Source organism: Nonomuraea jiangxiensis (assembly GCF_900099965.1).
Taxonomy (GTDB): Bacteria; Actinomycetota; Actinomycetes; order Streptosporangiales; family Streptosporangiaceae; genus Nonomuraea; species Nonomuraea jiangxiensis.
This window is the reverse complement of record NZ_FNDJ01000017.1, coordinates 208539-230629: the sequence shown is the minus strand read 5'-3', so window position 1 is coordinate 230629 and position 22091 is coordinate 208539. Positions and strand designations below refer to the sequence as shown.

At 70.5% G+C, this 22091-nt stretch carries 22 protein-coding genes; 15 read left to right on the top strand and 7 right to left on the bottom strand.

Features of this window, described 5'->3' with window-relative positions:
- Positions 1-11 precede the first annotated feature (11 nt).
- The gene (locus BLS95_RS34040) at positions 12-1010 is read left to right on the top strand and encodes an endonuclease domain-containing protein (RefSeq protein ID WP_090940997.1); all 999 of its coding nucleotides are present in this window, start codon (positions 12-14) and stop codon (positions 1008-1010) included.
- Here the strand turns inward: BLS95_RS34040 and BLS95_RS34035 are convergent.
- The 5 genes from BLS95_RS34035 to BLS95_RS34015 all read right to left on the bottom strand — a co-directional run bounded on the left by BLS95_RS34035 (position 994) and on the right by BLS95_RS34015 (position 6345).
- Complete coding sequence (locus tag BLS95_RS34035) at positions 994-2061, bottom strand: DNA polymerase IV (protein ID WP_090940995.1); 1068 nt, start codon at positions 2059-2061, stop codon at positions 994-996. The genes BLS95_RS34040 and BLS95_RS34035 overlap by 17 nt on opposite strands.
- Before the next feature lie 61 nt (positions 2062-2122).
- Positions 2123-3169 (bottom strand): ABC transporter ATP-binding protein, encoded by a 1047-nt coding sequence (locus BLS95_RS34030; protein ID WP_090940993.1) that lies wholly within the window; start codon positions 3167-3169, stop codon positions 2123-2125.
- A gap of 37 nt (positions 3170-3206) precedes the next feature.
- A complete protein-coding gene (locus BLS95_RS34025; RefSeq protein ID WP_090940991.1) occupies positions 3207-4025 on the bottom strand; it encodes a carbohydrate ABC transporter permease in 819 nt (272 codons plus the stop codon).
- Entirely contained in the window at positions 4022-4933 is a 912-nt protein-coding gene (locus BLS95_RS34020) for a carbohydrate ABC transporter permease (RefSeq protein WP_090940989.1), read from the bottom strand. Before BLS95_RS34020 ends, BLS95_RS34025 begins: the two co-directional genes overlap by 4 nt.
- Positions 4934-4977: 44 nt before the next feature.
- A complete protein-coding gene (locus tag BLS95_RS34015; protein ID WP_090940987.1) occupies positions 4978-6345 on the bottom strand; it encodes an extracellular solute-binding protein in 1368 nt (455 codons plus the stop codon).
- A gap of 197 nt (positions 6346-6542) precedes the next feature.
- Here BLS95_RS34015 and prcB point away from each other — a divergent pair, with 197 nt between their 5' ends.
- The 8 genes from prcB (at position 6543) to BLS95_RS33980 (ending at position 13294) form a co-directional block, all read left to right on the top strand.
- Complete coding sequence (gene prcB, locus BLS95_RS34010; protein WP_090940985.1) at positions 6543-7391, top strand: proteasome subunit beta; 849 nt, start codon at positions 6543-6545, stop codon at positions 7389-7391.
- Positions 7392-7412: 21 nt separating this feature from the next.
- The gene (gene prcA, locus BLS95_RS34005) at positions 7413-8210 is read left to right on the top strand and encodes a proteasome subunit alpha (protein WP_090940983.1); all 798 of its coding nucleotides are present in this window, start codon (positions 7413-7415) and stop codon (positions 8208-8210) included.
- Positions 8211-8515: 305 nt separating this feature from the next.
- Complete coding sequence (pafA, locus tag BLS95_RS34000; protein ID WP_090940980.1) at positions 8516-9874, top strand: Pup--protein ligase; 1359 nt, start codon at positions 8516-8518, stop codon at positions 9872-9874.
- 140 nt (positions 9875-10014) lie between these two features.
- The gene (locus BLS95_RS57115; protein WP_090940978.1) at positions 10015-10947 is read left to right on the top strand and encodes an FKBP-type peptidyl-prolyl cis-trans isomerase; all 933 of its coding nucleotides are present in this window, start codon (positions 10015-10017) and stop codon (positions 10945-10947) included.
- A gap of 77 nt (positions 10948-11024) precedes the next feature.
- On the top strand, positions 11025-11936 hold the full coding sequence (locus tag BLS95_RS33990; protein ID WP_090940977.1) for an FKBP-type peptidyl-prolyl cis-trans isomerase: 912 nt from the start codon (positions 11025-11027) through the stop codon (positions 11934-11936).
- A 27-nt stretch (positions 11937-11963) separates the two neighbouring features.
- Entirely contained in the window at positions 11964-12131 is a 168-nt protein-coding gene (locus BLS95_RS56040; protein WP_176993527.1) for a hypothetical protein, read from the top strand.
- 10 nt (positions 12132-12141) lie between these two features.
- Positions 12142-12798: a helix-turn-helix transcriptional regulator gene (locus BLS95_RS33985; protein ID WP_090940974.1), complete on the top strand. Its 657-nt coding sequence runs from the start codon at positions 12142-12144 to the stop codon at positions 12796-12798.
- A gap of 16 nt (positions 12799-12814) precedes the next feature.
- Complete coding sequence (locus BLS95_RS33980) at positions 12815-13294, top strand: DUF3291 domain-containing protein (protein WP_090940971.1); 480 nt, start codon at positions 12815-12817, stop codon at positions 13292-13294.
- On the opposite strand, the gene BLS95_RS33975 is transcribed toward BLS95_RS33980, so the two are convergent.
- Entirely contained in the window at positions 13240-14319 is a 1080-nt protein-coding gene (locus BLS95_RS33975; protein ID WP_090940968.1) for a DUF3866 family protein, read from the bottom strand. The two genes, BLS95_RS33980 and BLS95_RS33975, sit on opposite strands and share 55 nt — an antisense overlap.
- A 38-nt stretch (positions 14320-14357) precedes the next feature.
- Here BLS95_RS33975 and BLS95_RS33970 point away from each other — a divergent pair, with 38 nt between their 5' ends.
- The 6 genes from BLS95_RS33970 (at position 14358) to BLS95_RS33945 (ending at position 21571) form a co-directional block, all read left to right on the top strand.
- Positions 14358-15332, top strand: a complete 975-nt coding sequence (locus BLS95_RS33970; protein ID WP_090941098.1) for a helix-turn-helix transcriptional regulator — start codon at positions 14358-14360, stop codon at positions 15330-15332.
- On the top strand, positions 15329-16300 hold the full coding sequence (locus tag BLS95_RS33965; protein WP_090940965.1) for a helix-turn-helix transcriptional regulator: 972 nt from the start codon (positions 15329-15331) through the stop codon (positions 16298-16300). Before BLS95_RS33970 ends, BLS95_RS33965 begins: the two co-directional genes overlap by 4 nt.
- A gap of 227 nt (positions 16301-16527) precedes the next feature.
- Positions 16528-16884 carry a Sec-independent protein translocase subunit TatA gene (tatA, locus tag BLS95_RS33960; RefSeq protein ID WP_090940962.1) on the top strand — a complete coding sequence of 119 codons (357 nt, stop codon included), beginning with the start codon at positions 16528-16530 and terminating at the stop codon, positions 16882-16884.
- Positions 16885-16978: 94 nt separating this feature from the next.
- Positions 16979-17830: a twin-arginine translocase subunit TatC gene (tatC, locus tag BLS95_RS33955; RefSeq protein ID WP_245765452.1), complete on the top strand. Its 852-nt coding sequence runs from the start codon at positions 16979-16981 to the stop codon at positions 17828-17830.
- Between the two features lie 16 nt (positions 17831-17846).
- Positions 17847-18740, top strand: a complete 894-nt coding sequence (locus BLS95_RS33950) for a diacylglycerol/lipid kinase family protein (RefSeq protein ID WP_090940956.1) — start codon at positions 17847-17849, stop codon at positions 18738-18740.
- 107 nt (positions 18741-18847) lie between these two features.
- On the top strand, positions 18848-21571 hold the full coding sequence (locus BLS95_RS33945; protein ID WP_090940953.1) for a DEAD/DEAH box helicase: 2724 nt from the start codon (positions 18848-18850) through the stop codon (positions 21569-21571).
- A gap of 9 nt (positions 21572-21580) precedes the next feature.
- Here the strand turns inward: BLS95_RS33945 and BLS95_RS33940 are convergent, their stop codons facing one another.
- Positions 21581-21769, bottom strand: a complete 189-nt coding sequence (locus BLS95_RS33940; protein ID WP_090940950.1) for a hypothetical protein — start codon at positions 21767-21769, stop codon at positions 21581-21583.
- Positions 21770-22091: the final 322 nt, after the last annotated feature.

Sequence of the window (22091 nt, the reverse complement as noted above, 5' to 3'; positions counted from 1 at the left end):
GGACGAAGCTGGTGGAAGCGCCGGACGGGACTAAGCAGTGCCCGGACTGTGGGGAGGTCAAGGCTGTCTCCGAGTTCGGGCTCAACAAGCGCATGCCTGGCGGGCGAGCGCGATATTGCAAGGCCTGCTTCAGGGTGCGTTCCACCGCGAGTTACCGCAAGCGCATGGCGGAGCAGGGAAAGACCGTGCGTGAGCGGCTTCCGGTTCCCGAGGGGCAGAAGTTCTGCGCGCGATGTGCAGAGATCAAACCCAAGGAAGAGTTCGGTAGTAACCGGGCCAGTAAGGATGGGTTGACCATCTACTGCTTGCCGTGCCACGTCGTCGTGACTCGCGAGAACAAGATCAAGAAATACGGGAGTGAGCGGAATTACCTGCTCACCTACCGTTACGGCATCACCGAGGATGACTTCGAGCGCATGCTCGCCCGGCAGGGCGGGCTCTGCGCCATCTGCCGGGTGGTGCCGGGGGTGTTCGTGGATCACTGTCACGCGACCGGGCTGGTGCGGGGCGTGCTCTGTTTCAACTGCAACAACGGGCTGGGGCATTTCGGGGACAACACGGTGTTGCTGGAGCTGGCCGCGCTCTATCTGGACGGGGAGGTGCTCTGGCCGGAGTTCGTGGTGCTTCCCGAGCGGCGTGAGGCCGGGCCGGTGGCGCCGACGCGGTCATATCACCTGTCGCAGCGTTATCGGGTGCGGCATGAGGACGTGGAGCGGATGGTGGCGGCGCAGCACGGGTTGTGCGTGGTGTGCTGGGACCGGCCGCCGGAGCATGTCGATCATTGTCATCGTTCGGGTGACGTGCGTTATGCGCTGTGTCTGCCGTGCAATACGGGGATCGGGCAGTTCCGGGATGATGCCGGGGTGGTGTGGCGGGCGCTTTCGTACATCGAGGCGACGGTTGAGGAATATGACGATGTCGTGGTGCCGGAGGAGGAGTTGCGGGAGTTGATCGAGGCCGAGGAGCGGCTTCGGGGTGAGTTCTACTCCAGGGTCAGTCGGGTGGGGTGACCTCTTCCGCGGGCTGGTCGGGCATCGTGTAGTCGACGGATACGCCGAGGAGCCGTACGGGGCGGTTGAGGTCGAAGCGGCCGAGGATGGCGTGGGCCGCCCGGGTGATGGTGGCGGGGTCGGTCGTGGGGGCGGGGAGTTTGGACTGGCGGGTCCGCGTGAGGAACGGGGTGAAGCGGACCTTGACGGAGACGCGGATGATTTCGCGGCCGGCTTCGGCGGCGTCCTGGGCGACGTGCCGGGCGAGGTCGGTGATGTGCCGGGCGATGTCGGCCGGGTCGGTGAGGTCGTGCTGGAAGGTGGTCTCGCGGCTGTGGCCGCGGGCGATCCAGGGGGTGGTGACGACTTCGGCTTCGCCTTTGCCGAGGGCGAGATAGCGGTACCAGGGGCCGTTGGTGGGTCCGAAGTGGGCGGCCAGGTGGGCGGGGTCGGCGGCGGCCAGTTCGGCGACGGTGTGGTAGCCGAGGTCGGCGAGTTTTCTGGCGGTTCTGGCGCCGATGCCCCAGAGGGCGTCGGTGGGGCGGGCGTTCATGGTCTGGGCCCAGGTGTCGCTGGTGAGGCGGTGGATTCCGGCGGGTTTGGCGTAGCCGGAGGCGAGTTTGGCCTGGTGTTTGTTGTCGCCGATGCCGACGGAGCAGGTGAGCCGGGTGCGGGCGTGTACGGCCTGCTGGAGCCGGGCGGCGAGGGCCTCGGGGTCGTCGGTGGTGGCGCCGATGAAGGCTTCGTCCCAGCCCCACACTTCGACGCGGACGGGAAATTCGCGCAGGGTGGCCATGACGCGGGCGGAGGCGGCCTCGTAGGCGGGTGGGTCGGTGGGCAGGAAGACGGCGTCGGGGCAGCGTCTGAGCGCGGTGCGCAGGGGCATGCCGGAGTGGATGCCGTGTTCGCGGGCTTCGTAGGTGGCGGTGGCGGCGACGGTGCGGGGCTGGGTGGGGTCGCCTGAGCCGCCGACGACGACGGGTTTGCCGCGGAGTTCGGGGTGGCGCAGGAGCTCCACGGCGGCGATGAACTGGTCGAGGTCGACGTGCAGGATCCAGTCCCTGGTGGACATGGTGCCCAGTATGGCGGGTGGGCCTGGCCGGAGCCCTGGTTGCCCGGTGTGTCGCGGGGAGTCAGGGGGTGTGGAGGGTCTGGTCGCGGTAGATGAGGGCGCGGCGGGGGACGGCCCAGGCCGGGGTGCCGATGGGGGGTTCGTCGCCTTCGGGGACGACGAGCTGGATGAGGGTGCCGGGGGTTTCGAGGGTGACGAGGGTGTGGGTGCCGAGGTTCTCCAGGACGGAGATGACGCCGGGGAAGGCGTCGGGGCGTTCGGTGAGGGACAGGTCCATGTATTCGGGGCGTACGCCGTAGGTGAGGTGGTCGGCGGGGGTGAGCCCGGCGGGGGCGGGGAGGGTGGCGCCGGCGACGTGGAGGGCGGCGCCGGCCAGGCGGGCGGGCAGGAGGTTCATGGGGGTGGAGCCGATGAAGGAGGCGACGAAGGTGGTGGCGGGGCGGTGGAAGATCTCGGTGGGGGTGCCGACCTGGACCATGCGGCCGTGGGACATGACGGCGATGCGGTCGGCCAGGGCGAGGGCTTCGGCCTGGTCGTGGGTGACGAAGACGGTGGTGACGGCGAGTTCGCGCTGCAGGCGTTTGAGGAAGGTGCGGGCTTCGAGCCGGAGGCGGGCGTCGAGGTTGGACAGGGGTTCGTCGAAGAGGAAGGCGGCGGGGTGGCAGGCGATGGCGCGGGCGAGGGCGACGCGTTGTTGCTGGCCGCCGGAGAGTTCGGCGGGGCGGCGGTGGAGGAGTTCGGTGAGGCTGAGGCGGGCGGCGACTTCGGCGGCCTTGGCGGTGCGCTGGGCGCGGGGGACCTTCTTGATGCGCAGCGGGTAGGCGATGTTGGTGGTGACGTCCATGTGGGGGAAGATCGCGTAGTCCTGGAAGACCATGGCGAGGTCGCGGTTGCCCGGGGGGAGTGCGGTGACGTCGGTGTCGTTGATGCTGATCTTTCCGGAGGTGGGGGTTTCGAGGCCGGCGATGGTGCGCAGCAGCGTGGTCTTGCCGCAGCCTGACGGGCCGAGCAGGGCGAAGAACTCGCCGTCGGCGACGGTGAGGTCGATGCCGTCGAGTGCGCGTACCCCGCCGGGGAAGATCTTGGTCAGGTCGTGCAGGGAGATCATGGGGCCTCCTTCGCCGGCCCCCTGCGTTCCAGTTCGGTCATGCCTTGATCCCTCCGTGGAAGCGGAAGCCGTAGCGCTGGGAGACGAACAGGTACATCGCCACCACCGGCAGCGAGTACAGCAGCGAGAAGGTGGAGATGAGGTCGAGCCGGGGCGCGCCGCCCTCGGTGTAGAGGGTGTAGAGGATGACCGATCCGGGGGCCTTTTCGGGGTCGCGCAGCAGGATGAACTGGAACAGGAACCCGCCCCACACGCTGGCCAGCGCCCACACGGCGATGGTGGCCAGGCCGGGCCGTACCAGGGGGACGACGATGTGGCGCATGATCTGCAGGGGGGTGGCGCCGAAGACGCGGGCGGACTCCTCGTACGTGGTGGGCGTCTCGTCCATGAAGTCCTTGAGGATGAAGATCGCGGCGGGTAGCAGGCCGCCGGAGACCACGAGGATGACGCCGAGGTGGGTGTCGATGAGGTCGAGCCGGGTGGCCAGCTCGAAGACGGGCACCATGGCGGCGGTGCCGGTGACCACGGAGGACAGCAGCAGGAGCAGGTAGAGCAGCACGTCCCGGCCGGGCACGCGGACCCGGGACAGGGCGTACGCGGCGAGCGCGGCCAGCACGACGACGAGGACGGCGGCGCCGCCGCCCTGGATGAGGGAGTTGCGGATGGAGCCGAGGGCGTAGGGGTTGTCGAGGATGGCGGCGAAGTTGTTCAGCGTGAACTCGGGGACGGAGGTGGTGATCCGGGGGGTGTCGTCGAAGGGGGCGCTGGCCAGCCAGAGCATGGGCAGCGTGAAGAAGGCCAGTACGAGGGCGAGGAAGACGGTGGCGGTGAGCCTGCCGAGGGTGTGCCGGATCATGTGTGCGGTCCTCCCGCCGCGGCGATCTCGCGCCGCCCGTTCCTGCCGCGCAGCAGCCGCAGGTACGCCAGCGCGAAGACGAGGTTGATCAGCAGGATGAGGAAGGAGATGGCGGCCCCGACGCCGAGCTCCCCGTCCCGCAGGGCGACGCGGTAGACGTAGACGGGCAGGATCTCTGAGCGCCCCTCGGGCCCGCCGCCGGTGAGCACGAACGGCGTGAAGTCGTTGAACGTCCACAGGCTGATGAGCAGCAGGTTCGTCAGGACGTGGCGGCGGATGCGGGGGAAGACGACGTCGCGCAGCTGTTGCGGCACGCCGGCGTCGGCGAGCCGGGCGGTCTCCAGGTGGGACGGCGGCACGTTCTCCAGGGCCGCGGAGTAGAGCATCATGGAGAACGCGGTGCCGCGCCACACGTTGAAGACGATGATCGACAGCAGCGGATGGTCGAGCAGCCAGGCGAAGCCGGGGGTGTGCAGCAGCGCGTTGAGGGTGCCGTCGTCGCGGTCGAGGAGCGCGAACCAGAGGAATCCGACGACGGTGCTGGGCAGGATCCACGACAGCAGCACCACGCCCTCGACGAGGCGGCTGACGGCGCCGGTGCGGGAGCGCAGGATCCAGGCGAGGGCGAAGCCGAGCCCGGCCTGGCCGACGATGGCCGAGCCGCCGACGTACAGCAGGGTGAGCCAGAGTGAGGTGCGGAAGCGGGGGTCGCCGAGCGCGCCGGTGTAGTTGTCGAGCCCGACGATCCGCGGGTTGGCGGCGGACAGGCCGGTGAGGCGGTAGTCGGTGAGACCGAGGTAGATGGTCCACAGCGCGGGGAAGATCAGGAAGACGGTGATGAGGACGAGGGCGGGCAGGACGAACGCGGTCGCCCTGCCCTTCCCGAGTCCCGCGGCGTCACCGCTCATGCCGCCGCCGCCCCTCGGATCGCGATGGGGGCCTGGGTCTTCCCTCACCCGCCGATGTTGGCGGCGCCACCGACGAGTCCTTCCAGTTTGGTCTGGTAGGCGGCCGACGCCTCGGCGGCGCTGCCGCCGCTGACGACGGCGGCGGTGGCCTCCTGCAGCGCGGTGGACACCTGCGGGTAGACGGCCACGCCGGGGCGGTAGGCGGTGATGGGGAGGACCTCTTCGGCGATGTAGCGGAGCATGGGGTCGGCGGTGAGCACCTCGTCGTTGACGTCGGTGCGCGAGCTGATCCGCACCTGCCCGGCGAGCTCGGACTTCGTCGCCGCCGCCGAGTGCATGAACGCCAGCAGCTCCCAGGCCGGCCCGGGGTTCTTGGAGAACGGGTTGAGCACGCGTACGGCGCCGCCGGACATGCTGACGTGGTCCTGGCCGCGGATGCCGCCGCCGGGCCGCTTGGCGGGGATCTTGGTGTAGCCGACGACCTGGTCGCGGTCCTTCATGGGGGCGACCCCGGCGGTGGGCTCGACGACGGAGCGCCAGAAGTAGTCGCTCTCGGCGAGGATGCCGATCTCGCCCTCGGCGAACCGGGCGAAGGACTTGTCGCGGCCCTTGGCCTCCTGCTGCAGCTTGGGGTCGCCGAGTCCGCTGCCGCCGTAGATCTGCTGGTAGAGGCCGAGGGCGTCCCTCATGGCCTGGGAGTCGCCGGTCCACTTGCCGGCGGTGTAGATCTCCGATCCGGCGCCGGCGAGCAGGGGCAGCACGCCCTGCATGGTGGTGGCCTCGCCCATGGCGGTGCCGGCGTTGAGCTGGATCGGGACGGGCACGCCGGCGGCCTTCAGCCTGGTGCCGGCGTCGATGATCTCCTGCCAGCTCGTGGGCTGCCATGGCTCGGGCAGGCCGGCTTTCTTGAACAGGGTTTTGTTGTAGAACAGCACGCGTCCGTCGGTGCCCTGCGGCAGGCCGTACTTCTTGCCGTCGAAGATGCCCAGGCCCTGCACGGCCTGCGGGATCTGCGACCAGCCCTCCCACTGCTCGACGGCGGCGCCGCCGACCTCGGCCAGCGGCTTGATGTAGCCCGCCTGGGCGAACTCGCCGACCCAGATGCCGTCGAGGTCGATGACGTCGGCGCCGGTCTTCGACTTGAGGTCGAGCGAGATCTTCGTCTTGTACTGCTCGTCGTCGACGCCGCTCGGCTGGAACGTCACCTTGACGTTCGGGTGGGCCTTCTGGAACTCGGGGATCACCCACTTGGTGATCCAGTCGGCCGACTCCGAGTTCTTGCCGCCGGAGATGGAGTTGGCCGCGATCGTGAGGGTGACGCTTCCTCCGCCGGAGTCCGTGCCGGTGCCGCAGGAGGTGAGCGCCAGGACGGTGATGGCCCCGATCACCGCAGGTCGGCTGGGGGATCGCATGTCGGCCTCCCTGTTCAGGACGTGCAGACATACCGACAATCGCATGGCCGGTGCCGGGCGTAAAGAAACGATCTGAACACGAGCTCTGAGCCCGTCCTGCCGGGGATGGTTCGCCGTGAGCTGATCGTGGGAAGTGCAGACAGCAACGCAACATGAGTAGGGTCGCCCTAGGAACACTGACGTTTGGAGGGAGTCGCGTGGCATCGCACAGGGATCTGCCCGTCGGCTTGGTGAGCCAGTTTTTCCGGAACACCGGAAGTTCCTCGTTCACAGAGTTTGTCAGCTCGTATGCGCCCGAGTTGCTGCCGCAGCGGGATGAGGTGCTGGCCACCCCGATCGGCGACCAGGTTCCGCACGCGACCACGATCGTGGCCGCCACCTTCGCCGGCGGGGTCGTCATGGCGGGTGACCGGCGGGCGACGTCCGGCAACATCATCTCGCAGCGCGACGTGGAGAAGGTGTTCCGCGCCGACGACTACTCGTGCATGGGCATCGCGGGCACGGCCAGCACGGGCATCGAGTTCGCCCGCCTCTACCGGGTGGAGCTGGAGCACTACGAGAAGCTCGAGGGCCGCACGATGTCGGTGGCGGGCAAGGCCAACCGGCTGGCCACCATGATCAGGGGCAACCTCGCCATGGCGATGCAGGGGCTCGTGGTGGTGCCGCTGTTCGCCGCGTACGACCCTGACAAGGACGAGGGGCGCATCTTCAGCTACGACGTGGCGGGCGGCCCCTACGAGCGGGAGAGGTTCGACGCGATCGGGTCCGGCTCGATCTTCGCGCGCGGGGCGCTGAAGAAGCTCTACCGCGACGGGTCGTCGGCCGACGACATGGTGATGACGTTGATCCAGGCCCTCTACGACGCCGCCGACGACGACTCGGCGACCGGCGGGCCCGACGTGACGAGGAAGATCTGGCCGATCGTGGCGGTGATCGACGCCGACGGCTACCGTCGCTTGCCGGAGGATCAGGTGTCCGGCTTCGTCGAGCAGATCCTCGAAGCCCGCCTGAGCTCTCCCGACGGCCCCATCGCCCCGCTGCGCTAGAAAGGACCACCACAGGTGTCCATGCCTTTTGGATATGCCTCCCCTGAGCAGATCATGCGGGACAAGGCCGACTACGCGCGCAAGGGCATCGCGCGCGGCCGCTCCGTCGTCGTCCTGCAGTATGTCGACGGCATCCTGTTCGTCGCGCCCAACCCGTCGCGGGCCCTGCACAAGATCAGCGAGATCTACGACCGCATCGGGTTCGCGGCCGTCGGGCGCTACAACGAGTTCGAGGAGCTGCGGCTGGGCGGCATCCGCTACGCCGACATCAACGGCTACACCTACGACCGCTCCGACGTGACCGGGCGCGGGCTGGCCAACCTCTACGCCTCCAACCTGGGCCGCATCTTCACCGAGTCGATCAAGTCGCTGGAGGTGGAGGTCGTCGTCGCCGAGGTGGGCGAGACCAAGGACGGCGACGCGATCTACCGGCTGACGTTCGACGGGTCGGTGTTCGACGAGCACGGCTTCGCCGCGATGGGCGGGCAGGCGGAGGCGGTCGCGGGGCGGCTGAAGGAGCGTTACCGGGAGTCGATGTCGCTGGCCGACGCGCTGGAGGTGGCGCTGACGGCGCTGACCGAGCCGGGCGGGGAGCGGCCGCCGGTGGCGCAGCTGGAGGTGGCGGTGCTCGACCGCAACCGGGAGCACCGCAAGTTCCTGCGGCTGACGGGCGCGCGGCTGGAGCGGCTGCTCGCCCAGACCTCCACCCCGCCGGCCGCTCCCGCGGAGCCCCCGCCCCCGGCGACGCCGCCGAGCGGCGACACGCCGCCGCCTACGGGGCCTGAGGGAGACGTGGACGACGGGTCCTCGCCGCTGTAGGCGCTGTGTAGGGTTTCGGCTTGGATCGCCCGCGGGGGTCGCTACGGCGGCCCCCGCAGACGTTTCCCGGGGTTTCCCTCGGGCGCGTTCGTTTCGGGGTTTCCGGGGCTGTCCCGGATGCGTATCGGGTTTCCGGGGATGTCCCGGAGCCTTTTCCGGGCGTGACTCCATGGTCTGAGCCCCGTGGGCGGGCGCGGGTGTGAATATGGTGAAAACGGGGTACAGCGGAGCGCCCGGAGGGGCCGCGCGGGAAAACACGTGGAAGATCTCTCCCGCTACCCGATCCGTGGGCATAGTGTGAGGTGATGGATCGTCGCATCTTCGGGCTGGAGAACGAGTACGGCGTGACCTGCACGTTCAGGGGCCAGCGCAGGCTGTCCCCGGACGAGGTCGCGCGCTACTTGTTCCGGCGGGTCGTGTCCTGGGGCCGATCGAGCAACGTCTTCCTCCGTAATGGCGCACGTCTCTACCTGGACGTGGGCAGCCATCCTGAATACGCAACACCCGAGTGTGACAACGTCATCGAGCTCGTCACCCACGACAAGGCGGGCGAGCGCATCCTCGAAGGCCTGCTCGTGGACGCCGAGAAGCGGCTGCGCGAGGAGGGCATCGCGGGTGACATCTACCTGTTCAAGAACAACACCGATTCGGCCGGCAACTCCTACGGCTGTCACGAGAACTACCTGGTCGGCCGGCACGGCGAGTTCGGGCGGCTGGCGGACGTGCTGATCCCGTTCCTGGTGACGCGGCAGATCGTGTGCGGCGCGGGCAAGGTGCTGCAGACGCCGCGCGGCGCGGTCTACTGCGTCTCGCAGCGGGCCGAGCACATCTGGGAGGGCGTCTCCAGCGCCACCACGCGGTCCAGGCCCATCATCAACACCAGGGACGAGCCGCACGCCGACGCCGAGCGGTTCCGCCGCCTGCACGTCATCGTGGGCGACTCCAACATGAGCGAGACCACGATGCTGCTCAAGGTCGGCGCCACCGACCTGGTGCTGCGGATGATCGAGTCGGGCACCGTGATGCGGGACCTGTCGCTGGAAAACCCGATCAGGGCGATCCGCGAGGTCTCCCACGACATGACGGGCCGGCGCCGGGTGCGCCTGGCCAACGGGCGCGAGGCGTCCAGCCTGGAGATCCAGCAGGAATACCTGTCGAAGGCGAAGGACTTCGTCGACCGCCGCGGCGGCGACGCCATCGCGCACCGGGTGCTGGAGCTGTGGGAGCGCACGCTGACCGCGGTCGACACCGGCAACCTGGACCTGGTGTCGCGGGAGATCGACTGGGTGACGAAATACCAGCTGATCGAGCGTTACCGCAAGAAGTACGACCTGCCGCTGTCGTCGCCGCGGGTGGCGCAGCTCGACCTGGCCTACCACGACGTGCACCGCAAGCGGGGCCTGTTCTACCTGCTGCAGAAGCGCGGCTCGGTGGAGCGGGTGGCCTCCGACCTGCGGATCTTCGAGGCCAAGTCGGTGCCGCCGCAGACGACCAGGGCGCGGCTGCGCGGGGAGTTCATCCGCAAGGCGCAGGAGAAGCGGCGCGACTTCACCGTCGACTGGGTGCACCTCAAGCTCAACGACCAGGCGCAGCGCACGGTGCTGTGCAAGGACCCGTTCCGCAGCGTGGACGAGCGGGTGGACAAGCTCATCGCGGGAATGTAGTACGGCGCAGGGGCGGGCGCGTGCCCGCCCCGCCGCGCCGCCTCACCGTGCCGCCGCGCCGCGCCGGAGGGCGTTTACCTCGGCGCTACCAGGTTCTCGGGTAGTGTGACGCGAATCTGATGTCTTTCCGAGGGAAACTCATGCGCCGCGCTCTGGCCGTACTGGCCGCCGTGCCTTTGATCTTGTTCGCCGCCGCCTGCGGCTCCGACGACGGCTCGACCACCGGCGCCACGACCGGCGGGTCCTCGGGGCTCAAGGTCGCCGGAAACGTGGGCGCCAAGCCCACGGTGACCTTCCCCGCCGGCTCGCCCGCGACGAAGTCGTCCTACGAGGTGATCCAGCCGGGCAGCGGCCCGGCGGTCAAGTCGGGTGACCGGCTCGTCGTCAACCTGACCGTCTACAACTGGGACGGCAAGGGCAACGCCGTCCAGGGCTCCTCGTACGACACCAAGACGCCCGAGACGATCCCCGTCGACGCGCAGTTGCCGCAGGTGCTGCAGGAGGGCTTCACCAAGGTCAAGCACGGCGGCCGGCTGCTGGCGGTGCTGGCCAACGACTCGGTCGCGCCGGGGCAGCAGACCAACCCGAGCGAGCCGACCAAGGTGTTCGTGCTCGACGTCGTCGGCACCCGGCCGGCGCCGCTGAAGGCCGCCACCGGCAAGGAGACCGGCGAGAGCCTCAAGGGCGTCAAGGTCGTCAGCCCCGGCGGCGAGAAGGCGCCCACGCTGACCACGAAGACGGACGAGAAGCCCGGCAAGGAGCTCGTCGTCAAGACCCTCATCGAGGGCACGGGCCCGAAGGTGACCGCCAACCAGACGCTGACCGTGCATTACACGGGCAAGATCTGGGGCAGCGACAAGCAGTTCGACTCCAGCTGGGAGCGGGGCGAGCCGGCCGAGTTCCCGCTCAACGGCGTGATCCAGGGCTGGCAGCAGGGCCTGGCCGGGGTGCCGGTGGGCAGCCGGGTCGTGATGAGCATCCCGCCGGACCTGGGCTACGGCTCCCAGGAGCAGAACGGCATCCCGGCCAACAGCACGCTGGTGTTCGTGGTGGACGTTCTGGCGGCTTCCTGACGCGCGATCCGGCGGCGCGGTAGCATCGCGGGGCCCGGCGGAAGGCCGGGCCCCGCTCCGCGTGGGGAGGACCGCCGATGCGCCGCCGAATCGCAGTGTTGCCGCTCCTGGCCGCCGTGCTGGCCGGGCTGCCGGCGGGCGGCTGCACGGGCGGGGCTGCGGACCCGCTCGACCTGAAGGTGGGCGGGGCGTTCGGCGCCCGGCCGACGATCGTGTTCCCCGGCGGCAAGCCGGCGGCGGGGCTGCAGGTGGACGAGCTGGCCACGGGCCGGGGCCGGCGGCTGGCCAAGGACGACGTGGCGATCGTGCAGTACACCGCGCACGTGTGGGACGGCGGCGAGAACCGCCTGGTCGACTCCAGCTTCAACCGCGGCACCCCGGCGGCGTTCCCGGTGGGGGAGCTGCTGCCGGGCCTGGACCGGGCGCTGCAGGGCCGGACGGTGGGCAGCCGGGTCATCGCGGCCATCCCGCCGCGCGACGGTTTCGGGGCCAACCCGCCGCGCGGCATCGGCGCCGGCGAGGAGCTGTTCTACGTCGTGGACATCCTGGGCGCGCACGCCAAGGGCGTCACGGTCGCGGGGCGCGGCGGCTCGCTGGCGGGCGTGCGCGTCACCGGCGGCGCGCGGCCCGGGCTGGCCGTGCCGGCCGGGGCTCCGCCGGCCAGGTTCGCGGCCAAGGTGCTGGCCAGGGGCGACGGGCGCAGGACGCAGGCGGGGCAGCTCGTGGTCACCCAGTACGAGGGCGCCGTGTGGGGCCGCCGCGGGATGTTCGACACGACCTGGCCGGCCGGGCGGCCCAAGGCGTTCCGGATCGGCGACGGCAGTGTGATCAAGGGCTGGGACAGGGCGCTGGTGGGCGTGCCTGTGGGCAGCCGGGTGGTGATGATCGTCCCGCCCGCCTACGGGTACGGGACCGCGGGCAACGCGGCGTTCGGCATCAGGCCCGCGGACACGCTCGTGTTCGTGGTGGACGTGATCGCCGCCTACTGAGGCACCATGGAACCATAATCCGTGCTTTTGTGGCTATTTGCGCCGCCTAACGCCAGGGCCGTCCACCGCGACTACGGGGCGCCGCAGTGGATCAACATCTACGTGATCAAGAAGGGCGCCTGCTGGCGCGAGTACGGCCAGCGCCCGCCCAGCCGCTCGTGCACGTACGCGCACGTGCGCAAGAAGCTCTCATAGACTCGCCGCTGTGAGGAGTGACGACCTGGAGGCGCTGGCCCTGCTGCACGACCCCGTCCGCCGCAGCCTGTATGCCGTCGTCGTGGCCGGCGGCGGCGACGTGGGCAGGGGCGAGGCGGCCGAGGCGGCGGGCGTGTCCAGGACGCTCGCCGGGCACCACCTGGACAAGCTGGTCGAGGCCGGCCTGCTGGAGAGCGGCTTCCGGCCGCAGGACAGGAAGGGCCCGGGCAGCGGCCGGCCCGCCAAGGTCTACCGCAGGGCCCAGGGGGAGCGGTCGGTGAGCCTGCCGCCGCGCGACTACACCACGCTCGCCTCCGTGCTGGCCGACGTGGTGGCCGAACTGGGCGCCGAGGAGCGGGCCGAGCGGGCGGCGCGGGCCGCGGGCGCCGGGATGGCGGCCGGGCACGCGGGCGAGCCGGTCGAGCGGGTGCTGGACGCCCGCGGCTACGAGCCCTACGCCGAGGGCGGGGTGCTGCGGCTGCGCAACTGCCCGTTCCACGTGCTGGCCGAGGAGCAGCCGCTGCTCGTGTGCTCCGTGAACCTGGCGCTGTGCCAGGGGCTGCTCGAAGGGCTCGGCGAGGACCCTGCCAGGGCCACGCTGGACCCGCGGCCAGGGGAGTGCTGCGTCACTCTAAAACAAACGGATATTGACATAGAAGGGGAGTGATGGTGAGCTGAGCCCCATGCACCTCGCCGAGCTCAACATCGCCCACCTGCGCGCGCCCATCGACAGCCCCGAACTCGCCGATTTCGTCGCCGACCTCGAACCCGTCAACGCCATCGCCGACGCGGCGCCCGGGTTCGTGTGGCGGCTCAAGGAGAGCGAGACCGACCCCACCGCCACCGTCGTGCACGACTACGGCGACCACCTGCTGCTCAACTTCTCGGTGTGGGAGTCGCTGGAGTCGCTCTGGAACTACGTCTACCGCAGCGGCCACCTGGCCTCGCTGAGGCGGCGCAGGGAGTGGTTCCTGCGCATGGCGGAGCCGTACATGGTGATGTGGTGGATCCCCGAGGGCCACATCCCCTCGCTGGCGGAGGGGATGGAGCGACTCGAACGCCTCAGGACGCAGGGGCCGAGCCCCGAGGCGTTCACGTTCAAGGACTCCTACGACAGCAGCGAGGCGGCCAGCCGGCCCGCCGCCGCCGAGGCCAGGAAGTAGGGCAGGTCCTCCTCCAGCCCCCTGCCCATCGTCGAGAGCCGGACGGGCGACTCCCGCAGCGCCTCGTGCAGGCCCTCCACCGGGACGGGGACCAGCCGGTGCCGGACGGCCAGCAGCTCGGCCTGGTCCTTGACCCGCACGCCGAACTCGCCCGGCAGCACCGGCACCGGCACGTCCGCCGGGGTGAGCGCGACCCGGCCGTAGGCGGTCAGCGAGTGGTGCGAGACCCCGTAGTGGCGCTCGCGCCGGTCGCCCTCGCTGACCCGCAGGGCCGCCACCGGCCGCCCGCGCAGCACGCCGGCCGCGTTCACCGCCTCGCCGGCCGACACCCCCGAGAAGCCCCACCGGGTGCCGGTGCCCAGGTTGCCCGGGCCCTGCGCGACGATCGCCACGTCGGCCTCCAGCACGTGCCTGGCCGCCAGCAGGCCGGTGTGGACGGTGACCGCCTCGACGTCGCCGCCGAACGACTGGCCCACCGTCACCACGCCCGCCAGCCAGCCGATCTCGCGCAGCCGGGCGGCCGCCATCGAGAACCAGGCGGGCAGCGCGCCTCCGTCCTGCATCACGTACGCCACCCGGGTACCCGGCGTCCCGAGGGGCCGGGCGGCGTACAGGCCGCACAGGATCGGCGGCAGCGCCGAGTGCAGATCCGCCACCACCACCGGCATGCCGTCCAGGGAGTCGGCCTCGCGCAACACGTCGTGGTGCGGGGAGTCCTGCTCGTCCGCGCCGAGCACCGTGGCCTGCAGCGGCGTGTACCTGGCCTTGACGAGGTGGCCGGGGCCGGCCGGATCTTGCGGCAAACGGTTCGGGACGGCCACCACCATGGCGTAACCTCCCGTACCGAGACCCATCGCGAGCGCGGTCGTGTTGAGCAGCACTTCATCGCCGGGTTCCGGGCGGCCCACCAGTGGCGGATACGCCAGTGCCCGGCACTCCCCCTCGGGGACGGTGACGTCCAGCTCGACCGCTCCCGGCCACTCGCGTCGGATCCGGAGAACTTCGCCCTTGCGCCATCTGATCACGGGGGCAGGGTAGCGTCGATGAAGGAGGAGTGAGGCAGATGTCGCGCCGGAAGACTGAACGGTTGCTCAATCTGGTGATCTGCCTGCTCGCCACCGGGCGCCCGCTGTCGGCCGAGCAGATCCGCCAGGCCGTGCCGGGCTACGACCGGGACGGCGACGAGGCGTTCCAGCGCATGTTCGAGCGGGACAAGAACGAGTTGCGTGAGATCGGCATCCCCATCGACGTGGTGCGCGACCCGTGGGAGGACGAGCCGGGCTACCGGATCGAGCGGGAGTCGTACGAGCTGCCGGAGATCACCCTGGAGCCCGACGAGGCAGCCGTGCTGGGGCTGGCCGCCCAGGTGTGGCAGCGCGCCAGCCTGGCCGAGGCCGCCTCGGGGGCGCTGCTGAAGCTGCGGGCCGGCGGCGTGGCCACCGACCAGCCGGTCGGCGGGTCCATCGGCGCCTCCATCGGCGGGGGCGCGCTGGAGCTGCGCGTCGACACCCGCGACCCGGCCTTCCCCGCGCTGTGGAACGCCGTGCGCGACCGGCGGGTGGTGCGCTTCGACTACCGCGGCGCCGGCAGCGAGAGCGTGCGCAGCCGCACCGTCGAGCCGTGGGGCGTGGTCAGCCGCCGCGGCCGCTGGTATCTGGCGGGCTACGACCGCGACCGGGAGGCGCCGCGCGCCTTCCGGGTCAGCCGCATCACCGGGCAGGTCACCGCCGTCGGCAAGGCGGGCGCGGTCGAGGTGCCGGAGGGGCTCGACCTGCGGGCCATGGTCGGCTTCCCGGACGAGCCGGCCGACGAGCGCGTTGCCGTGGTCCGCGTACGCCAGGGGGCGTGCGAGGGGCTGCGCCGGCTGGCCAGGGCCGTGCACCCGGGCACCGACGGGTGGGACGAGGCCGAGCTGGCCTTCACCGATCCCGAGCGCCTCGCCGGCTGGATGGCCAGCCTCGGCGCCGACGTCGAGGTGGTCGAGCCGCCGGACGCCCGCGAGGCCGTCATCCGCAGACTGAAGGGGGCGATCGCATGAGTGGGTCGGCTGACCGGCTGCCCAGGTTGCTGGCACTGGTGCCGTACCTGATGTCCCATCCGGGGGCGCAGGTCGACGAGGTGGCCGCGGTGTTCGGGCTGAGCGAGAAGCAGCTCATCGACGACCTGCAGCTGGTGTGGATGTGCGGGCTGCCCGGGCACACCCCCGGCGACCTCATCGACGTGTCCTGGGACGGTGGCGAGATCCTCATCGACAACGCCGACACCATCGCCAGGCCGCTGCGGCTCGGCATCGACGAGGCCAGCGCCCTGCTGGTCGCGCTGCGCGTCCTGTCCGCCACCCCGGAGCTGGCGGCGGGGGAGGGCGCGAGCGACGCCCTGCCGCGGGTGATGGCCAAGCTGGAGCGGGCCGCGGGGGAGGGCGCCGCGACCGTCAGCAGCCAGGTCGCGGTCGACGTGGACGCCGCCCCCGACGCGCTGCCCCGGGTGCGCGAGGGGCTGACCAGGGGCCGCCGGCTGTCGCTGCGCTACTACGTGCCCGGCCGTGACGAGGTGACGCCGCGCGAGGTGGACCCGATGCGGGTCGTGGTCGTCGACGGCCGCGCCTACCTGGAGGGCTGGTGCTACCGCGCCGAGGCGATGCGGCTGTTCCGGCTGGACCGGGTGCTCGGCGTGGACGTGCTGGACGTGCCCGCCGACCCGCCCGCCGAGGCCGAGCCGATCGACGTCACCCGGGGCGTCTTCCGGCCCTCGCCGACCGACGAGCTGGTGGAGCTGGAGGTCAGCGCCGCCGGCCGGTGGGTGGCCGAGTACTACCCGTGCGAGGAGGTGACCGAGCTCGGCGAGGGCCGGCTGCGGGTGACGCTGCGGGCCCGTGACGAGGACTGGATCCTCAAGCTGGCGCTGCGCCTGGGCGACACCGGCCGGGTCGTCTCGCCGCCGGAGATGGCCGAGACCGTCCGCCAGGAGGCCGAGCGCGCCCTGGCCCGCTACGCTCACCAGTCATGACGTGGATATACCTGAGCGCGGCGATGGGCGTGGCCGGGCTGGTCGTACTGGGGGTGGCGGGTGCGCGACTGGTGGTGGCCGCACGTAGTCTGAGAAGTGAAATCGCCGAGGCGAATGAGCAACTTCAGCCGCGGCGTGCCAGATTGGCGGGCCAGGGGGATGAGTCCGCGTCCCCGGCAGCGTACGATCGTGGCTGAAAAGAGGCACTCGCTAGAAAAGGGCGTTTCATGTCGCAACTCGGAGTTCCGGAACTTCTGATCATCGCGCTGGTGCTCGTTCTGCTGTTCGGTGCGAAGAAGCTGCCCGAGATGGCTCGGGGCGTCGGCAGGTCGCTGCGCATCTTCAAGTCGGAGACCGCCAAGCTCCGCGAGGAGGACGACGACCACCCCACGCACACGGTCCAGACCCAGGCGCAGGCTCCGGCCCAGCCGCAGCCGCAGCCCGTGCAGCCGCAGCAGATCCAGTCCGCTCCGGCCCCGGCTCCGGCCCCCGCGCCGTCGGTCGAGGAGCAGGCCCGCCAGCTTGAGGAGCAGGCCGCCAGGCTGCGCGCCAGCGCCGCCTCCCAGGCCGACAAGCGCGTCTGACCCCCCGTCCCTCCTCCTCACCTGGACCGCGTAGATGGCGCTGCTGAAACGGTCGAGCAAACCCGCACCTGACCCCGAAGGTCGGATGCCCCTCATGGAGCACCTGCGTGAGCTGCGCAACCGGCTGCTCGTCGCGGTGCTGGCCGTGGTGGTGGGCATCATCATCGGCTGGATCGTCTTCGATCCGGTGTGGGCCTTCCTCAAGGAGCCGTTCTGCGAGACGCCGCAGGCCCAGCAGCTGCGCGTGGGGGAGTGCACGCTCACCTACGGCGGCATCTTCCAGTCGTTCTTCCTGACGCTGAAGGTCTCGGCGCTGGTCGGGGTGGTGGTCTCCTCACCTGTCTGGCTGTACCAGATCTTCGCGTTCGTCACGCCCGCCCTTTACCGCACCGAGAAGCGCTACTCTTTCGTCTTTCTCGGGCTGGCGGTCCCGCTCTTCCTGTTCGGCGCCGGGCTGGCCTACTTCATCATGGACACCAGTCTGGCGATCCTGCTGGGGTTCGCGCCGAGCGACACCGTGGCCATCATCCAGATCGACGAGTATCTCAACTATGTGCTGATCATGCTCGTCATCTTCGGCGTCTCGTTCGAGCTGCCGTTGCTGCTGGTGTTCCTGAACATCATCGGCGTCCTGCCGCACGCCACGGTGAAGAAGCACCGCCGTACGGTCGTGTTCGTCATGTTCGTCTTCGGCGCGGTCATCACGCCCGGCGGCGATCCGCTGACGATGCTGGCCCTGGCCATGCCGATGATCCTGCTCTACTTCGTGGCCGAGCTGTTCATGTTCCTGCGCGAGAGGCGCATGCCCGCCGCGGAGGACTTCTCGCATCTGTCCGATGACGAGGCCTCGCCGCTGGCCGAGGAACCGCCGCTGCCCGAGGCGGCCACGCCGCTGGACGACTCCGCTCCCGAACGCCCCGGGGAGGATTCCGGTTCCAGCCGTTAGGCGATAAGTTCCGGGCGTGTCCCCTCAATTAGTGCTGCTGGTCAATCCCGCCGCCCGTGGCGGCCGTACGCTGCGCCTGCTCGAACCCGTGGCGCGCCGGCTGCGCGCGGGAGGCGCCGAGCTGTCGGTGATCGTCGGCGACGATCCCGCCGACGCCCTCGAACGTGCCTGCACCGCCGTGTCCGAGCGCCCCGACGCGCTGGTGGCCTTCGGCGGTGACGGGCTGGTGCACCTGGCCGTGCAGGCCGTGGCCGGCACCGACGTGCCGCTCGGCATCATCCCCGCCGGGACCGGCAACGACATCGCCGGCGCGCTCGGCGTGCCGTGCAAGGACCCCCTCGCGGCGGCCCGCACCGTGCTGCGCATGAGGTCGCGCGCCGTGGACGCCGCCCGCATCCGGGCCGGGAGCGCCGACGAGGTGTTCGCCGGGGTGATGTGCTGCGGGTTCGACTCGCGGGTCAACGAGCGCGCCAACCGGCGCACCTGGCCGCCGGGCATGGCCCGCTACCTGGTGGCCACGCTGGAGGAGCTGCGCTCCTTCCGGCCCATCCCGTTCCGGATCACCCTCGACGACGCGGAGGTGGTCGAGCGGGAGGCCATGCTGGTGGCCGTGGCCAACACCAGCTCGTACGGCGCGGGCATGCGGGTGAGCCCGGACGCGCGGCCGGACGACGGGCTGCTGGACGTGGTGATGCTGGACGCGCTGTCCAAGGCCGAGTTCCTGCGGGTGTTCCCGAGCGTCTACCGGGGGCGGCACGTGGGACACCGGGCCGTGACGGTGCGGCGGGTCCGCAGCGTGCGCCTGGAGGCGCTCCCGCAGGACGCGGTGGCGTACGCCGACGGCGAGCGGGTGGGGCCGGCGCCGGTGCACTGCGAGGTGATGCCGGGAGCGTTGCGGGTCATCGTCTGAGATCCACAACTGAGATCTACAACGTAAAGGCGTCCGGAAGTCGACGTGGTCCGGATGGTGGAATGGCCGGGACGGACCGGAATGGCGATTTCGGTAGGCTGGCGGGTATGACAACGCCAGCGGAACGCTATGCGGCCTTCCGCCAGAAGCACGCAGACGACGGGGCCGCTCTGAGATCGTTCCGAGGTCACTACGACTTCGCGCTGGACGACTTCCAGCTTGATGCCTGCCGCGCGCTGGAGGCCGGGGACGGTGTGCTGGTGGCGGCGCCCACGGGATCGGGCAAGACGGTGGTCGGCGAGTTCGCCGTGCACCTCGCCCTGGAGCAGGGCCGCAAGTGCTTCTACACCACCCCCATCAAGGCGCTGTCCAACCAGAAGTACAACGATCTGGTCAAGCGCTACGGCACCGCCAAGGTCGGCCTGCTGACCGGCGACAACAGCGTCAACGGCGAGGCCCCCATCGTGGTCATGACCACCGAGGTGCTGCGCAACATGCTCTACGCCGGCTCGGCCACGCTGGCCGGGCTCGGGTTCGCCGTCATGGACGAGGTCCACTACCTGGCCGACCGCTTCCGGGGCGCGGTGTGGGAGGAAGTGATCATCCACCTGCCGGAGTCGGTGCGGCTGGTGGCGCTGTCGGCGACCGTGAGCAACGCCGAGGAGTTCGGCGAGTGGCTGGGCGACGTGCGCGGCGACACCACGGTGATCGTCGACGAGCACCGGCCGGTGCCGCTGTGGCAGCACATGATGGTCGGCAACCGCATCTACGACATCTTCGTGACCGACGACCTGACCCCGCGCATCAACCCCACGCTGATGCGGGTGACGCGCGACGCCGAGCGGCTGATGAGCGGGCGGGGCCGGCGCGGCTACGGCCGGCCGCAGCGTTCCCGGCCGGCGGACCGGGTGCAGGTGATCGAGAAGCTCGACGCCGAGGGGCTGCTGCCGGCGATCACGTTCATCTTCTCCCGCGCCGGCTGCGACGCGGCCGTGCAGCAGTGCCTGTACGCCGGCATCCGCCTCACCACCGACCGCGAGCGCCACGAGATCAGGCAGCTCGTCGACGAGCGCACCGCCCACCTGCCCGACGAGGACCTGGCGGTGCTGGGCTACCTGGAGTGGCGAGACTGCCTTGAGCGCGGGCTGGCGGCCCACCACGCGGGCATGCTGCCGGCCTTCAAGGAGGTCGTGGAGGAGCTGTTCACGCGCGGGCTGGTCAAGGCCGTGTTCGCGACGGAGACGCTGGCCCTGGGCATCAACATGCCGGCCCGCAGCGTGGTGATCGAAAAGCTCGACAAGTGGAACGGCGAGACCCACGCCGACCTGACCCCCGGCGAATACACCCAGCTCACCGGGCGGGCCGGGCGGCGCGGCATCGACGTCGAGGGCCACGCCGTGGTGCTGTGGCAGCCGGGCATGGACCCGCTGTCGGTGGCGGGGCTGGCGGGCACTCGCACCTACCCGCTGCGTTCCAGCTTCCAGCCCTCCTACAACATGGCGGTCAACCTGGTCGGCCAGTTCGGCCGCGAACGCGCCAGGTCGCTGCTGGAGGAGTCGTTCGCGCAGTTCCAGGCCGACCGGGCGGTGGTCGGGCTGGCCAAGCAGCTGCGCAAGCACGAGGAGGCGCTGGAGGGCTACCAGGAGGCCATGACGTGCCACCTGGGAGACTTCGCCGACTACGCGGCGCTGCGCCGCCGCCTGTCCGACCGTGAGGCGGAGCTGGCCAAGCAGCGCGGGGCGGCGCGCCGGGCCGCCGCCGTGCGGTCGCTGGAGGCGCTGCAGCCGGGCGACGTGATCCGGGTGCCCGGCGGGCGCCGGGCGGGCCTGGCGATCGTGCTGGACCCCGGCCGCAACCCGCGCGGGCAGGGCCCCAGCCCGCTCGTGCTGACGATCGGCAAGCAGGTCAAAAAGCTCGACCCGGCCGACTTCCCGGTGCCGGTCGAGCCGCTGGAGAAGCTGCGCATCCCGAAGAACTTCAACGGCCGCTCCCCCAAGGAACGCGCCAACCTCGTCTCCACGCTGCTGGCCAAGATGGGCGACCGCGACCTCGGCAAGCCGGCCAGGGCGCGCGACCACACGGTGGAGGACGAGGAGGTCAACGAGCTGCGCCGGCGCATCCGCCAGCATCCGTGCCACGGCTGCGACGAGCGGGAGGACCACGCCCGCTGGGCCGAGCGCTACTACAAGCTGCTGCGCGAGACCGAGGGGCTGCGCCGCCGCGTCGAGGGCCGCTCGCACGTCATCTCCCGCACGTTCGACCGCATCTGCTCGGTGCTGGAGCAGCTCGGCTACCTGGACGGCGAGACGGTCACCGACGAGGGCCGCCGGCTCGGCCGCCTCTACACCGAGCTCGACCTGCTGACCGCCGAGTGCCTGCGGGGCGGGCTGTGGGAGGAGCTCGACCCGGCCGAGCTGGCGGCGTGCGTGTCGGCGCTGGTGTTCGAGTCACGGGCGTCCGACGACACGCGCCGGCCGAAGATCCCGGCCGGGCGGGCGCAGGACGCGCTGACGGCCATGACGCGGCTGTGGGGGGAGCTGGAGGGCATCGAGTCCGACCACGGGCTGTCCACGATCAGGGAGCCGGATCTGGGGTTCGCCTGGGCGGCGTTCCGCTGGACGAAGGGGCACAGCCTGGACGCCGTGCTCATGGAGGGGATCAACGGCAACGAGCTGGCGGCCGGTGACTTCGTCCGCTGGGTCAAGCAGCTCATGGACCTGCTGGGCCAGCTCGGGAACGCCGCGCCGGCCGGTAGCAAGATCAAGCAGACGGCGGGCAAGGCCATGGACGCGATGCGCCGGGGCGTGGTGGCGTACTCGTCGCTCACCTGAGCGGGGTGGTCAGCGGTCCTCGGCGCGAGCGCTGAGGATCAGCATGGCCAGGCCCGCGAGGCCCACCACGGCGCTCGCGGCCGTCAGTGCGCCGCCCTCCAGGATCCGGTGCAGGAGGCCGAAATTTCGGTCGAAGAAGACGTTGGCCACGAGATTTCCGAAGCCCTGGATCATGAGCAGGATGCCGAGAAATGCCATGCTTCGATGATCCGGGGCGCGGGCGCCCGGCGGCATCCGTCCAAAGTATCGTCCGGCATACACCTTGGGACTGGTCGCCAGGAGCAACTTTGACGATTACCAGACCTTAACCCGTGGCTTTACCCGGTGCTCAAAGCGATCTAGCGAAGGTGCCGGAATGCCTTTCCCCGCTGGAATCACCGGTCAAGTCTCTTTGAAATCGAAGAATATCGCGTGCTTTGTTGCAATTCGGATGCTAGCGTCCGATTTGTGCGCTGTCAGCCAACGGGGGAGGACACATGGCTAGCACGCAACTGTCTCGGATCGGCTTCAAGCAGGGACG